Genomic DNA, 14381 nt, shown 5'->3' with positions numbered 1-14381 from the left:
GCGATGAACGCGGTGCCACCAGCGGATACCGACGGCGGCCGGTTTGCCGGCAGTTCCTTTGTCGCTATCGACATCGGTGCGTCCTCGGGCCGGGTCATCCTGGGCCGGGTCGCGGGCAGCCCCGGTGGGGCGAGGGCCGAGCTGGAGACCGTGCACCGGTTCCCCAACGGGGTCAAGGAGCTCGACGGCGGCCTCCGCTGGGACTTCGACGCGCTGTTCGCCGAGGTCCTCGCGGGGCTCGCGGCCGCCGCCACGGCGGCCGCGGCCCGCGGCGAGAGCATCGCCAGCATCGGGATCGACACCTGGGCCGTGGACTACGGGCTGGTCAACGACGCCGGTGAACTGGTCGCGGCGCCGTTCAGCTACCGCGACGACCGGTCCCGTGCCGCCATCTCCCGGGTCCACGAAAAACTCGATCCGGCCCGGCTCTACGCCACCACCGGGCTGCAGTTTCTGCCGTTCAACACGATCTACCAGCTCGCCACGGAGCCGGCGCTGGAGGGGCTGCAGGCGCTGCTCATCCCGGACCTCATCGGGTTCCTGCTCACCGGCCAGCGCCGCACTGAGGCCACCAACGCCTCCACCACCGGGCTCTTCGACGCCGTCGCGGGGGAGTGGGCCACGGAGTTCCTGGCCGCCCTAGGCCTGCCGGCGGGACTGTTCCCGCCGCTGGTCCAGCCCGGGGAGACCGTCGGCACCCTGCTGCCGGAGATCGCGGAACGGACTGGCCTGCCCGAAAGCACCGCTGTGGTGGCCGTGGGCTCGCACGACACGGCCTCCGCCGTCGCCGCCGTGCCCGCGGACCGCCGCGATTTCGCCTACGTCTCCTCCGGCACGTGGTCTCTGGTCGGCGTCGAACTGTCCCACCCGGTCCTGACCGAGGCCAGCCGGACCGCGAACTTCACCAACGAACGCGGCGTGGACGGCACCATCCGCTACCTGCGCAACGTCGGCGGCCTCTGGCTGCTCAGCGAATGCCAGCGCACCTGGGCCGCCGAAGGCTACCGGCCCGGGCTCGAGGAACTGCTCGACGCGGCAGCGACTCTTCCGCCCGGCGGACCGGTCATCAACGCCGACGACCCCTGTTTCATCGCTCCGGACAACATGCCCGAACGGATCCGGGGCGCGGTCCGGAACACCGGCGCTGTCTTGCCGGAGCATCCCGCGCACATCGTGCGGTGCATCCTGGACAGCCTTGCCGCCGGCTACGCCCGGACCATCGCCGACGCCGAACGGCTCGCGGACGTCCGGGCCGGCGTCGTGCACATTGTGGGCGGCGGATCCCAGAACCGGCTCCTGTGCCAGCTCACCGCCGACGCCACCGGCAAACGCGTGATCGCCGGACCCGTGGAAGCCACGGCCCTGGGCAACGTCCTGGTCCAGGCCCGCGCCGCCGGCGTGCTCAGCGGCGGGCTGGGGGAGCTGCGCGCCGTGGTGCGTGCCTCCCAGCACCCGGCGGAGTACGTGCCCTCAGCCCGGGCCGCACACCAGAGTGTCGTCCCCAGCGGAGGTGCCCAGTGAGGATCGCGCTTTTCGCCACGTGCATCGTTGACGCCATGTACCCGGCCACGGCCCGCGCCACGGTGTCCATCCTGGAACGCCTCGGCCACGAGGTCATCTTTCCGGCCGGCCAGGCCTGCTGCGGGCAGATGCACGTCAACAGCGGCTACCTCAAGGAAGCGCTGCCCGTCGTCGCCAACCATGTGAAGGCCTTCGAAGAAGATGAGTACGACGTCGCCGTCGCACCTTCCGGTTCGTGTGTCGCCTCGGTGAAGCACCAGCACCCCATGGTCGCCCGCCGCTGCGGGGACGCCGGGCTGGAAGCCCGGGCCGCCGCCGTCGGAGTCAAAACCTACGAGCTCTCCCAGCTCCTGGTGGATGTCCTGGGCGTCACCGACGCAGCGGCGCAGCTGGGCTCGTACTTCCCGCACCGGATCACCTACCACCCCAGCTGCCACGGCATGCGCCTGCTCCGGCTCGGCGACCGCCAACTGGACCTGTTGCGCTCGGTCGGCGGCATCGAACTGGCCGAACTGCCCGAGGCCGACCAGTGCTGCGGCTTCGGCGGCACCTTCTCGATGAAGAACGCGGACGTCTCCTCGGCGATGCTGGCGGACAAGACCGCCAACATCTGCGGCACGGGCGCGGAACTTTGCGCCGGCGGCGACGCGTCCTGTCTGATGCACATCGGCGGCGGACTGTCCCGGCAGGGCAGCGGCGTCACCACGATGCACTTCGCCGAGATCCTGGCCAGCACCCTCGAGAATCCCGCCGCCGTCTCCGGCGACGTCCGCCTCACCACCGGAAGGACCGCACGATGAGCGGCACATTCCTGGGGATGCCGTCCCTGCCGGTCTTCGGCATCGGCAACCTGCACGAACACGAGCCCTTCCCGAAAGCCGCCCGCCGCGAACTCGGCAACACCCAGCTGCGGGCCAACCTCGGCCACGCCACCCGGACCATCCGGGACAAGCGGCTGGCCGTCGTGTCCGAACTCCCCGACTGGGAGGAGCTGCGCGAGGCGGGCCGGGCGATCAAGGAATCCGTCATGGCCCGGCTGCCGGAACTGCTCGAAGAGTTCGAGGCGAACTTCACCGCAAGAGGCGGGACCATCCACTGGGCCCGCGACGCCGGCGAAGCCAACAGCATTGTCGCCGCCCTCATCCGGGACCAGGGCGCCGACGAGGTGGTCAAGGTCAAGTCCATGGCCACGCAGGAAATCGGCCTCAACGAATACCTCGAAGAACAGGGCATCGCGGCTTACGAGACCGACCTCGCCGAGCTCATCGTCCAGCTGGACCACGACAAGCCCAGCCACATCCTGGTCCCGGCCATCCACAAGAACCGCAGCCAGGTCCGGGACATCTTCCTGCGCGAAATGGAGGGGGTGGATCCCGAGCTCACCAACGAGCCGGCCCGCCTCGCCGCGGCCGCCCGGGCACACCTGCGGCGCAAGTTCCTCAGCGCCAAGGTGGCCGTGTCCGGCGCGAACTTCGCCCTCGCAGACTCCGGGACCCTCGCCGTCGTCGAATCCGAAGGCAACGGGCGCATGTGCTTGACGCTGCCAGAAACGCTCATCACCGTCATGGGCGTCGAAAAGCTGCTGCCGGGCTGGGAGGACCTCGAAGTGTTCATGCAGCTGCTCCCGCGGTCCTCAACGGGCGAGCGGATGAACCCCTACACCTCGCTGTGGACCGGCGTCACGCCCGATGACGGGCCGCAGAACGTCCATCTGGTCCTGCTGGATAACGGGCGCAGCGCCGCCCTGGCCGACGAAATGGGCCGCTCCGCGCTGCACTGCATCCGCTGCAGCGCCTGCATGAACGTGTGCCCCGTCTACGAACGCACCGGCGGGCACGCCTACGGATCCACCTACCCGGGCCCGATCGGCGCGATCCTGTCGCCGCTGCTGACCGGGATCACGGCCGAGGAGAACAACTCCCTGCCCTACGCCTCGTCCCTGTGCGGCGCCTGCTACGACGCCTGCCCGGTGAAGATCAACATCCCGGACATCCTGGTGCACCTGCGCGGCGAGGACGTGGACAGCAAACGCGGCAAGCGCGGGAAGCGTGGGAGGGAGCGCCTGCCGAGCCAGATGGACCTGGGGATGAAGGCGGCCTCCTGGGCACTGTCCTCCGGAAAGAATCTCGGCCTCGTGGAGAAGGCGCTCCCGCTGGGCCGGATCGCCGCCGGCCCGGACCGGAAAATCACCAAACTGCCCGGCATCGCCGCCGGCTGGACCCAAAGCCGGGACATCCCCGCACCGCCCGCACAGTCCTTCCGGCAGTGGTGGGACAAGGAACACCGCGCCGCCGGACCCGGTGCAGGGGCAGCCCCGGCTGCCGGCACCGACGCCCCCGGGCCGAAGTCCCCTGGCCCGGGATCAGCCGGAACAGAGGAGAACCCGTGAACGCACGCGCAGAAATACTCGACCGGATCCGCTCCGCCCTTCGGGACGCCCCGGCGATACCGGAGGTGCCCCGCGACTACCGGCGCTCCTCCGGGCTGGGCGGAGAAGAGCTCATCGAGCTGCTGACGGACCGGCTCCTCGACTACAAGGCGAATGTCTTCATCGAGGAAGCCGCCGCGGTGCCACAGCGGCTCGCCGCGCTCCTCGAGGGCACCGGCCGCTACGCTGTGCCACACGGTCTGGACCAGGCGCTGTTCTCGGAGGCGGACGCTCACGACGGCGGCTCCGGCCGCCGCGTCACGGACGCCCCCGGGCAGCGGCTCAGCGTCGAGGAGCTCGACGGGATTGACGCCGTCGTCACCGGCAGCGCCGTCGCCGTCGCCGAAACCGGCACCATCATCCTCGATGCCGCACCGGACCAGGGGCGCCGGGTCATCAGCCTCGTCCCGGACCGGCACATCTGCATCGTCCGGGCCGGGGACATTACCGCCATCCTGCCGGAGGCCCTCCGCCGGCTCGACGGCACCCGCCCGCAGACCTGGATCAGCGGCCCCAGCGCCACCAGCGACATCGAACTCGAACGCGTCGAAGGCGTCCACGGCCCGCGGACCCTGGACGTCGTGATCGTTCGCGGGTAGGCGGGAGACCGGGGCCCGCTTCCCTGCCACCGCAAGGGAAGCGGGGCCTCCTGGTTTGCGGTGATGGCCCCGGAAAGTCGTTTGCCCCGATCACTCAGAGGAAACTCATGGTCTTCTCAGCAGGGAGTTGAACCATGGAAGCATGTACCTAGTCGACCCCAGAGCCTATGCGCATCGCCTAATGCACCCTGGCGCCTGGTTCCGCGCGACAATCCGCCGGCACGTCCCCGCAAGCGACCACGCCCGCGACCAGCAGCCCACGCACTCCAGGTTCGACTATCTGGAGGCTGGCCTCACGGGAACACTGAGCACGGCCCATTCACGGCGCAGGGCCAAGGAACTCGAGCAGGCATTCCGGAACGGCGATGTTTCCTACGAGGACGCGTGCCTGGAGATGGAGCACCTCGAGGGGGAGCTGTGAACGGCTGGCAGCGCTCGACGGAACCCTACAACCTCTACGTCATCTGGCGCGCTCAGAACTGGGTCCTGCAGAACTTGCGACGACTAGTCGGTTTTGGCTTCGGCTGCCGGTGCCTGCGTTCTAGGAGCAGGTGTTGAGGAAACCTGTGGCGCCAGGGCGGGCATGGAAGGTCACCGTGCGGCCGGCGTCATCGCGGAAGATGGCCTTCGGGCCGGTCACGGTGATGGCGCCGGGCTGGTAGGGGTTTTTCCAGCCTTCAGGCGGGTTGCCGTGGCCGTCGTCCAGCGCCTCGTCTGCGACGAAATAGGTGCCCTGCACGAGCGCTTCATGGATGCCGCAGTGTGTGTAGAGACTGTACGGCGAGCCTGAGGCGGCCATCGTTGTTGGCTTGGCCGGGGTACCGCTTGCCGGATCCCCCTGCATCGCGCACCCGCACAGCAGCGCCAACCCTGCAGCGGCTGCGAGGCCTAAGTGGTATCGAGCTGTCATGCCCCAAGGCTCTAGGGCGCTGCCTCAATGGTCAAGAGCCAGGCAGGCCTGCCGGCAGGCAAAAGACAGCGGGGAAGGGGGCGAAATGGGCTGGGCGTAGGGTGGATGTTGGACGAAAGGAGCACTTCATGAAGAAAATCCTCATGGTACTGACCAGCGTTTCCGAGATCGGCGATACCGGAGAGAAGACCGGCTACAACGTGGCCGAGGCTGCACATCCCTGGAAGGTCTTCAAGGATTCCGGGCATTTCGTCGACTTCGCGTCCATCCAGGGCGGCCAGCCTCCGCGCGACGAGGTGGACTCAGAAGATCCCATCCAGGTCGCCTTCACGGAGGACGAGACCACGCGCGCCGGCCTCTACAACACTGCCCGCGTCGACGTCGTTGATCCCGACCAGTACGACGCCGTCTACCTCGTGGGCGGCCACGGCACGATGTGGGACTTCCCGGACAGCGAAGGCTTGCAGAACCTGGTGGCCAGCGTCTACAACGCCGGCGGCTTGGTCGGCGCGGTCTGCCACGGACCGGCCGGCCTGCTGAACGTGGAATTGAAGAACGGGCTTCGCCTCGTCGAGGGCCGGAAGGTGGCCGCCTTCACCAACGACGAAGAGGTCGCCGCAGGGAAGGACAAGGTCATCCCGTTCTTCTTGGCCGACCGGCTTGAGGAACAAGGCGCCACCCACGTCTCCGCTGACGTCTTCGAGGAGAAGGTCGTGGTTGACGACCGGCTGGTGACCGGCCAGAACCCGGCCTCGGCCGCCGGCGTGGCCAAGGAGATGGAGAAGCTCTTCGCCGCGGTCATCCACCAGGAAAAAGCCGAGGAACAGCACGACGCGGAGGCCCTGCGCGCCGAGAAGGACGCCGAGAAAGACGCCAAGAAGGCTGCCGCGGAAGCGGAGCACTAGCACCCACAGCGCACTGAAACTGGCGGCCACCCCGGCAACGGAGTGGCCGCCTCCGCTCTGCGGCAATCGCGAACACAAAACAAGGATCAGTAGCCGTACTTGTTGACCACGACCTGCACAATGTTGGTGTCGTCGTCCCGACCGTAGTCAGTGATCGTGATGCGTACGTTCCATCCGTCGATGACGCCAATGCCCCGGCAGTCCAGTCCGCCTGCATTGATCCTCTGCTCCCGTACGCATGGCTTGTACTCCTGTGGCGTCAAACCCACCTGCTGAACGTACCGCTTCAGGTCACCCTCCCGGTACTTCCGGTGAGTGTCCCAACGGTATGCGTACTGGGAGCAAGGTCCATCGAGCGGGATGCACAGCGCACTGCCCACCGGCTCCTGCGTTCTTAAGGGTTCCCATCCCGGCTCTGGCTGGAGGCGGTCGGCAATCGTCTTGAGCTCAGCGACAATCTGATCGCTCTTCCACGATGACCAGAGGAAGAAAGCGGTGACAAAGGCAACCGTTACTGCCAGCACACCGAGCCATATTTTGCGGCCCGTGCTCTTTCTCGTCCCGCTCCCCACGGCGTACCTCTCTGGTTGTGAGACCCGCAGCGCCTACGGACTTAACTGGCGCGGCGGTAACGGATGTGGGTGGCCAGCGGTGAGTGGAGCACCTCGGCGGGCTCGAAGCCGAAGGATTCAACCCCGTCGAAAATACGTTCGCCCGAACCGAGCAGGACCGGTGCGATGTCGAGGGTGAGCTCGTCGATCACGCCGGCGATCAGCGCCTGCCGGACGGTCGAGGCCCCACCGGCGATGTCCACGCCCTTGTCCCCGGCGGCCTGGCAGGCTGCGGAGTAGGCCGCGTCGAAGCCCTCGGTGACGAAGTGGAAGGTCGTCCCGCCGTCCATCTGGATCGGGTCGTGTCCGTGATGAGTCAGCACGAACACCGGCGCGTGGTACGGCGGTTCGGCTCCCCACCACCCGGCCCAGTCCTCATCCCAGTCCCCGCGGACCGGGCCGAACATGTTCCGACCCATCACATACGCACCCCGTGGGCGCATAAGCCACTCGTTCGCGACCTTGTCGGCATCGTTGGCCCGCGGGTCGCCGATGTGCCAGCCGTGCAGCTCCAGCCCCCGCTTGCCCAGGGGGTTCTCGCGGCTCTGGTCCGGCCCGGCGACGAAGCCGTCCAGCGAGATCGACATGTGGCAGGTGGTGTCAGACATCGCGAACCTCCAGAGTGATTGCGGCTTGCATGCGGTCGTGGGGATTCTGGGGATCGTAGCAGGTGATGGCATCCTCGACCACCGTCTCCGGCGGCTGGTCGCCGGCGGTCGCCTCACTCAGGGCGCAGGCGCCGGATTGTGGGTGCGGCGTTTCCGCGGGACCCTTTCCGGGCAAAGCGAAGGGCCCCTGCTTTCCTTGTAAACAAAGGAAAGCAGGGGCCTCGCTATTTCGCGGTGACGGTGGGATTTGAAACCTCTCCCTTGTCAGCGCTGGCAAGGAAAACCTCTAGAATTCGCAGAAATCCATCACCTCACATAACGGCACTTCACGGTGGATGTGGGCAAAAATGTTGGCGGCAGCAACGACAGGGACCGATCATCTGCCCTGTCATGGGCCTAGTCAGGCGCAGCGCCCGGCTTGTTCCTCCGGCTTGCTCGAGTCCCAATGCGTGGGCGGGCCCGACGATCCTCGATTGCGGAAGTTGGGGTAGCCTCCTGATTCATCGCCTTAATCCCTTCGACGTATTCCGGGGAGAACCGAATCTCGGTACCAAAGCGATGGGAAGGCCACCCTTGTTCTTTCTTCAACCGGTACGCAGTACTCCGGCTTATCTGGAACAAAGCGGCAACTTCCGCAAGCTTCAGAAATCGGTTCGGATCATCCTCGCGGGGCGTCTCTGTCATGGCCTCGATCCTAACCACCTAGATGGCAGGTACAGCCGCACCCGGGGGCCGGCATGAACTCATAGTCGGGCTCTAGATCCTCGAATGGCGAGCGGACAGGAACCGCCAGCACCTCATCGAGCATCCTGCCCACCGCTTCAGCATCAATCTTCACCACACCGGCACCATAGTGCGGGGCAATGACATCTTCGGAACTTCCGCCACAATTCCCACGCCATCATCTCGCTGCTGATCGGCTGGTGCTCTTGGCCACATGCCAGCCTTATAGGCGTCTCGGCCCGCAAATTTTGGGTCGACGCCAACGAGTTGTGACACCCGTCATCCCGATGGCCGCATAGAAGTAATTGAAGGCTAGACCGCCTCAGTCGCGGCTTCCCACATGCCGTGGGAAGCATCAGCGACATTTCAACGAGGCCTCCGATCAGGAAGCCGACTACTAGTGAAAGGTTGAATATGGACCCCATATTCTTCATCTGCTGTTTGCCCGTGGCCATCCTCATCCTCGTGGATGACAGGGCCCACACACGCGCCATAAGCTTCATCCAAGCGTGGAAGAAATCCAACGAGAAGTAGCACGAGGAGGGCGGGAGTACACCTCCCGCCCTCACCTTTGCTTCCTGGACGCGGTATGGAAGGTGCAACCAACCGCCAAACTGTTTAGTCTTTTCGTCATGAGCACGGGCGGGGGGAAACGTTGCAAAGCCCAGAGTCCCGCCATCCAGAGTGGGAACTGATGTACCGAAAGGGCCTTACCGTAAAGCGCACCGCGGACCTGTGTCACGCCGTTCCCCAGACGGTCAGCAGGCACATCCGCGTACAACGTGCGAGGTACCCCGACATGGTTGCCGAACACGCGGCCAACCGTCCCTCGGACAAGTCCCGCCCGGCAGGCCCGCGCTGGCTGGCAAACGTCGACGCCCTTTCACTTTTCACAAGACATACGGCAGGTATCCGACGTCCAGTGACCCGTATTCCTCCAACCGGAAGCTGGCGCAGTGGCTCTCGCTCCAACGTCGTGAGGACCGCGCTGGCAGCCTGCCTGACCATCGGCGCAACCTGCTGTCGGTGCTGCCCGACTGGACCAAAAACCAGCGGGAAACGATAGGGGCGGCCCGCTGGCGGGCGAGGCTCGATGAACTCCGGGCCTTCCAAGCATCTGAGGGCCGATGGCCGCGGTTCCGCGGCTCTGTGAATGAGGCCGAGCGCGTGCTGGGTGTTTGGTTGCATGCGCAGCGGCAGAGATTCGGCAGGGGGTACCTGGCCGAGGATGAAAACCGGCTCTTGGATTCCAATGTTCCTGGCTGGAATGCTTGCCACTGCCGTCGCCAACGACGGGGTCAAACCAGGCAGGCCACGAGCGGAAGTGACCGTCCACCCCGCCTAGTCGAATTAGGCGCCAGCCCCGTCTATGAATCTGAAACCATTCTTCTCCAAGATCGGCCGAATCCTTCGCGCCTCCTCCTTGGCTAGCAGCATCATCCGGTGCATCTCATCGACGACATCTCCAAGGGAGGCGCTGTGGCCAAGTATCCAAAACTCGCTCGTGCGCGGATCGATGCGTCGGAAATGGATGTCCAGAGAGCTATGGCCTTGGGCCCGGATCAAATCCGCTCCACCGATGGTACGGTCTGCAAAAACAGTGGAACCGAACAGGAGACGAGCATCGAGGCGCTGATCGATGTGTTCTAGAGAATTTCGCACCGTTCTTCCTCGAAGTGGCGAAGTGTCGTTGGCGCGCAGGACTTTGCGGAGCCTTTTCGCTCGGGCCTGAGCATGAGCTTTTAGCTTCGTCCACTGCTCTTCGCTCAGATGTGCCAAGTCCCGAGGTTTCGGCGGCTCGGTATCGATCCAGAGGAACTGATTAACGATTGCGGCAGCGGCAAGGATGCCTTGTCCTGCAGCAAAAATCTGGTCCATTGGCCCTCGGCCCTGGGCTCCGTCACCGAGGGCTTTGAGGGCCGCCCGATAGTTGTCGCAGTGCGTCTCCGCGGCCTCTGTCTGGTTCTCGATTTCGGTCAGATATTGATGAAAGTGCCAATCAGATATTTCTGTCATGTGCTAAACCTAATCATTGCCACCGGTTCCCCCGCACCCCGTCTCACGTTGAGAGTGCCGCCGCCCGCCACTGATAGGGCTAGTTAAGCTCCCAACTACCGACCTTCTCGATGCTTTGTAGCGCGTCCACGCACCCGAAGCCAGTAGCAGCGATCAAGCGGGCAGGAAGCCGTTTGCTCCACTGGATGGCGCGCAGTTCCTCGGGGCAGTGGCGGAATTCTTCGATGTCCCATTCGGAGTCTGTGACGCGGCGGATGTTCCCGGCGGGGATCCACGCCCAGCGTGCGTGGTCGCCGTCGCCGGCCCACGACACGAGGACGCAGGAGGGGTTCCAGCGTTCCGCAACGGCATAGACACCTATGGTTCCGCCGTCAGCCAGGGGCAGGGTTGCTATCACTTTGGGATAGTTCCCGTAGGTCCACGACTTAGTGTCTTCCGGCTGATGCCCCGGATCCGGCTTCAAGTACTCGTACATTTCGCCGTCGAGCGTGAACGCTGCCATGCGGTAAATATATCTGCCGCGGGTCAGCATCGCGCCTACCGCTTCAACATTTATCTTCACCACGGAAGGGACACTAGGCGGCAGCACTGACAGTCATGTCGGGGCCTCCCCTAGGAGGAGCGTTGCGGCCATGCCTGCGGCGATATTTCCGGACTGACTTGAGATCCACGCTGCGCATGTGGTCATAGGCGTTTCCCCTTTCTCGACATTACGGACTGAAAGAATCATCGAAATCCCGAGCGAGATCAGGTATAGCGCTACGGCTACAACACTCCCCCACGGCCCAAGGGGGTCTGTGAAAGATGTGACCATTGAACCACGATTTCCGGCCGAGAGTAACGCCAGGCCAGCGAAACGGATATGGCTACGCTAGGCTCCGACGTTATGAGTGAGACGCGACGATGGTTTGATTCCATCCAGGCCGAAATCGAAGAAGACTACGGAGATGCTCAGGCCACGCACAAAGAAGACATCCAGAGATCAGGGCATGAAGGCGAGTCCACCTGGGCAGATCTCTTGGCGAAGTGGCTACCACCTACATATGGCGTCGGCCTCAGAAAGTACATAATCGGGACCGACGATGGACCCAAGCCCTTCGAAACGGACATTGTTATCTTTGAGCCGGCCTACCCTGAACATTTGCGCTACAGGACGAAGGTGCACGCAGGCGGTATCGCCGCCGCCTTTTCTGTCAAACTGACGGCCAGAAAAAAGCACATAAATGAGATGGCCAAGTGGGCCGCTAACTTGTCTCGGCTCGGTCACCCCGATCAAACGACGGTCGAAGGGCAACTCCTACCAGGATTCCCTACTGGCTTCCTGGCCCACTCCCATGACTTAGGATCTGACCCAATTGGAACCCTGTCCGACGGCTTCGACGGAGCGTCGGAGGCCGCCTCTCATCCCCGCGAGCTCCTCGACTTGGTGTGTGTGGCCGACGCAGGGACACTCGCTTGCCGACGAACGCCCTGCCTCCCTATCAGTTCACTTTATCCGGCTCAGGCGGACTTCAGTATGTCGACTTACGTCAGGATGAACGACGACAAAGGCTACGGCGCCGTGGCGCACTTTATTGTTTCCCTCTACGGGCTCCTCGGACGCAACGATCCATCGTTGCGTAAGCTGGCGACCCAACTAGGACACGAGACGGAGACGGGTCAAGGGCGAGGCAAGACGACACAATGGGATCCCGCGGTCGTCTTCACCAGCGAATTTCTTGAACATAAGTCGGACCTACTATTCGACCACGGAAGCCCGCGTCATCTGTGAGCGGACGATATGTCGCTGAACTTGAAGAATTGACGCCCCGGTTCCTCGCGGTTGAACAGATTCCACTCGTGTGGGCGTTGCTAGGCTGGGGAGCTGAGAGGCTTCCAACTCGGGGGCAGCGGGCTTTGGAGAGTTGGCCCTGATGGCCTGGAGGAATAGGTCAGCCACGCGTATCTCAATACGGCACGACGGATGGAATCAGGCGGCATTACCGACGACGTGGCGACGTAAGAAACCCCGCCGGCATGGTTAGGAGGCGGTGTTTCCGCCTGGTGCCCTGCGAGTCGCAAGCGGGCCGAGGGCTTGTCATTGCAGGTCGCAACACCTAGCAAGTCTCGAGCGGCATGCTCTCGAATCAGGACACGCCCGGAGGGGGAGCCCCCCGACATCAGGGGCCCTTAATGAGAAATTGAGTTCATGGCCGCCAAGAAACTCCCACCATTGCCCGAACTCATGGAATTCTGCCAGCTTGTCAACGACTTGGACTCAAAACCAGACACTGACTTGGTGGTCCTTTCTATGGCGTATCTGGACACTGTGCTGGAAAAAGCGATCATCAGCGGGCTGATCAACACGAGTGGATCCGTTATCTATAGCCTCTTTGGTCATCGTGGGAGTGCCCTGTCCAGTCTCGCGTCCAAAATAGACGTGGCGGCAGCCCTCGGAGTCTTGTCGGATTCTGCGCGTGAAGACCTGCACGCGCTAAGAGAGATAAGAAATCTGTATGCACACGCATTTTCGACGCCCTCCTGGGACTCTCCCGACGTCAAGAAATTCATTGATAAGTTGAAGACCACGACAGCGGACATCTCGCAAGGTCCATTCAAAGGAGCGGACTTCAGCGTTTACGAGAATATTCAGGAAACGCAGTTGGACGATGGTTTCGGCGGAATTATCGATACATCAATACACGACCTGTTACTAGACCGAGACAACCAGGTTGGCTTCTACTGCAAATCAGTGGCGGGCCCTGAGATTAAGTCGCCTGAGAAGCGTCGCTATCTGGAGTGCTATTGGACCTGCATTCTTAGGCTCATGAACCAAGTCGTGAACCATTGGCCTTCATCTGTGGACTTTGCGGCGACGCAGCAAGCACCACAACTCGAATGATTTCCTCGACTGTTGCGCAATACCTATCGTATGGGTCAAATCGGCTTCCGTAGGAGAGTTCATCGTCAAGATCTACGTCCCATCCCAACACGAGCCTGATGGAATTTAGGGCGGCTGTTTGCAGTTCTTCCGTCGAGCTACCCAACAATCTGGCCTCCTTGGTTGTGTTTCCCGAAGTCATCGGGCTTGAAGCTGCCATCCCGCACAGCCGCCCAAAAGCCTGGCCTTCACCCCAGCCATAGCCGGCTTCCAGCGCCCGGTTGATGAGCGCTTTGGTGAGGATGCTGTCTCCGGACAGTAAAGTGAAGAATCCGCACGTCTACCTCAGCCAGGAGCAAGTGCATGCCCTGGCCGCTGCGAGCAAGTACCCGGCCTTGGTCCTGGTGCTGGCATACTGCGGCATCCGGTGAGGTGAAGCTACCGCGCTGAGGGTAAAGCACCTGGACATGCTGCGCCGCCGGCTGATGATCGAGGAGAACGCCGTTCAGGTTGGCTCCGTGATCGAGGTGGGCACTCCGAAGAATCATAAAAAGCGCACCGTGCCGTTCCCGCGGTTTCTGGGGGAGTGCCTGGCGCGGCAATGCGCGGGCAAGGGGCGGGATGATCTGGTGTTCCCTGGCGAGAGTGGGCACCATCTGCACTTGGCCCGGGTGCATGAGGACAATATGAGCTGGTTTGGCAGTGCCGTGAAGAGGACCGGCATTCCCCGGATCACGCCTCATGACCTTCGGCACTCTGCCGCGAGCTTCGCCGTGTCGGCTGGCGCGAATGTGAAGGTGGTCCAAAAGATGTTGGGTCACAGCTCGGCAGCGATGGCGCTGGATATTTACGGGGACCTGGACGCCGTTTCGGACGCGCTAGATCACGCTGTATGTCTGGCCAGTGTGGGCAAAATGTGGGCAAACCCCTAATTTGAGCAAAATAAAAGGCCCCGCTTCCCTTTGTTTACAAGGGGAGCAGGGCCTTTCTCATTCGCGGTGACGGTGGGATTTGAACCCACGTTGGCTTTTACACCAAACAACATTTCGAGTGTTGCACCTTCGGCCGCTCGGACACGTCACCAACCTGACTAGGGTACCGGAGCAAGGCGCCCATCCACAAAACGAGCCCCAACGGCCCCTGCCCGCCGACTCGCCCGGACACGGCACCCTTCCCCGCGAACAGCCCGGGCACTAGATT

14 protein-coding genes, 1 tRNA gene and 1 pseudogene are annotated in these 14381 nt (G+C 63.5%); 10 read left to right on the top strand and 6 right to left on the bottom strand.

The window, feature by feature from the left end:
- Window positions 1-3 precede the first annotated feature (3 nt).
- The 5 genes from AC1D1A_RS09330 (at window position 4) to AC1D1A_RS09310 (ending at window position 4969) form a co-directional block, all read left to right on the top strand.
- Window positions 4-1521 (top strand): rhamnulokinase, encoded by a 1518-nt coding sequence (locus tag AC1D1A_RS09330; protein WP_476947602.1) that lies wholly within the window; start codon window positions 4-6, stop codon window positions 1519-1521.
- Window positions 1518-2321, top strand: a complete 804-nt coding sequence (locus AC1D1A_RS09325; RefSeq protein ID WP_476947601.1) for a (Fe-S)-binding protein — start codon at window positions 1518-1520, stop codon at window positions 2319-2321. Before AC1D1A_RS09330 ends, AC1D1A_RS09325 begins: the two co-directional genes overlap by 4 nt.
- Window positions 2318-3910 carry a LutB/LldF family L-lactate oxidation iron-sulfur protein gene (locus AC1D1A_RS09320; RefSeq protein ID WP_476947600.1) on the top strand — a complete coding sequence of 531 codons (1593 nt, stop codon included), beginning with the start codon at window positions 2318-2320 and terminating at the stop codon, window positions 3908-3910. Before AC1D1A_RS09325 ends, AC1D1A_RS09320 begins: the two co-directional genes overlap by 4 nt.
- Entirely contained in the window at window positions 3907-4548 is a 642-nt protein-coding gene (locus AC1D1A_RS09315; protein ID WP_476947599.1) for a LutC/YkgG family protein, read from the top strand. Before AC1D1A_RS09320 ends, AC1D1A_RS09315 begins: the two co-directional genes overlap by 4 nt.
- 181 nt (window positions 4549-4729) lie before the next feature.
- A complete protein-coding gene (locus AC1D1A_RS09310) occupies window positions 4730-4969 on the top strand; it encodes a hypothetical protein (protein ID WP_476947598.1) in 240 nt (79 codons plus the stop codon).
- 120 nt (window positions 4970-5089) lie between these two features.
- Here AC1D1A_RS09310 and AC1D1A_RS09305 read toward each other — a convergent pair whose 3' ends face one another.
- Complete coding sequence (locus AC1D1A_RS09305) at window positions 5090-5458, bottom strand: hypothetical protein (RefSeq protein ID WP_476947597.1); 369 nt, start codon at window positions 5456-5458, stop codon at window positions 5090-5092.
- 128 nt (window positions 5459-5586) lie between these two features.
- Between AC1D1A_RS09305 and AC1D1A_RS09300 the strand changes: the two genes are divergently transcribed.
- Window positions 5587-6363, top strand: a complete 777-nt coding sequence (locus tag AC1D1A_RS09300) for a type 1 glutamine amidotransferase domain-containing protein (protein WP_476850637.1) — start codon at window positions 5587-5589, stop codon at window positions 6361-6363.
- Window positions 6364-6449: 86 nt separating this feature from the next.
- On the opposite strand, the gene AC1D1A_RS09295 is transcribed toward AC1D1A_RS09300, so the two are convergent.
- Together AC1D1A_RS09295 and AC1D1A_RS09290 are read right to left on the bottom strand one after the other, a co-directional pair.
- On the bottom strand, window positions 6450-6887 hold the full coding sequence (locus tag AC1D1A_RS09295; protein WP_476947596.1) for a hypothetical protein: 438 nt from the start codon (window positions 6885-6887) through the stop codon (window positions 6450-6452).
- Window positions 6888-6976: 89 nt separating this feature from the next.
- Entirely contained in the window at window positions 6977-7582 is a 606-nt protein-coding gene (locus AC1D1A_RS09290; RefSeq protein ID WP_476947595.1) for a dihydrofolate reductase family protein, read from the bottom strand.
- Between the two features lie 1407 nt (window positions 7583-8989).
- Here AC1D1A_RS09290 and AC1D1A_RS09285 point away from each other — a divergent pair.
- Window positions 8990-9736 carry a helicase associated domain-containing protein gene (locus AC1D1A_RS09285; RefSeq protein ID WP_476947594.1) on the top strand — a complete coding sequence of 249 codons (747 nt, stop codon included), beginning with the start codon at window positions 8990-8992 and terminating at the stop codon, window positions 9734-9736.
- Here the strand turns inward: AC1D1A_RS09285 and AC1D1A_RS09280 are convergent.
- Together AC1D1A_RS09280 and AC1D1A_RS09275 are read right to left on the bottom strand one after the other, a co-directional pair.
- Window positions 9656-10321 (bottom strand): hypothetical protein, encoded by a 666-nt coding sequence (locus tag AC1D1A_RS09280; protein WP_476947593.1) that lies wholly within the window; start codon window positions 10319-10321, stop codon window positions 9656-9658. The two genes, AC1D1A_RS09285 and AC1D1A_RS09280, sit on opposite strands and share 81 nt — an antisense overlap.
- 79 nt (window positions 10322-10400) lie before the next feature.
- Window positions 10401-10823, bottom strand: coding sequence for a hypothetical protein (locus tag AC1D1A_RS09275; protein ID WP_476947592.1), 423 nt, complete (start codon window positions 10821-10823; stop codon window positions 10401-10403).
- Window positions 10824-11207: 384 nt separating this feature from the next.
- Here AC1D1A_RS09275 and AC1D1A_RS09270 point away from each other — a divergent pair, with 384 nt between their 5' ends.
- From AC1D1A_RS09270 to AC1D1A_RS09260, 3 genes and pseudogenes are all read left to right on the top strand, one after another.
- Entirely contained in the window at window positions 11208-12092 is an 885-nt protein-coding gene (locus AC1D1A_RS09270) for a DUF6602 domain-containing protein (protein ID WP_476947591.1), read from the top strand.
- Between the two features lie 417 nt (window positions 12093-12509).
- Window positions 12510-13202, top strand: a complete 693-nt coding sequence (locus AC1D1A_RS09265) for a DUF4145 domain-containing protein (RefSeq protein ID WP_476947590.1) — start codon at window positions 12510-12512, stop codon at window positions 13200-13202.
- Between the two features lie 422 nt (window positions 13203-13624).
- Window positions 13625-14113: pseudogene (locus AC1D1A_RS09260) on the top strand (tyrosine-type recombinase/integrase); the annotation flags it as partial.
- 64 nt (window positions 14114-14177) lie between these two features.
- Here AC1D1A_RS09260 and AC1D1A_RS09255 read toward each other — a convergent pair.
- Window positions 14178-14264, bottom strand: a tRNA-Ser gene (locus AC1D1A_RS09255).
- Window positions 14265-14381 lie beyond the last annotated feature (117 nt).

It is taken from the genome of Arthrobacter sp. P1_B9, assembly GCF_056406495.1.
The sequence above is the reverse complement of the archived record's forward strand: the minus strand, read 5'-3'. Positions and strand labels throughout refer to the sequence as shown.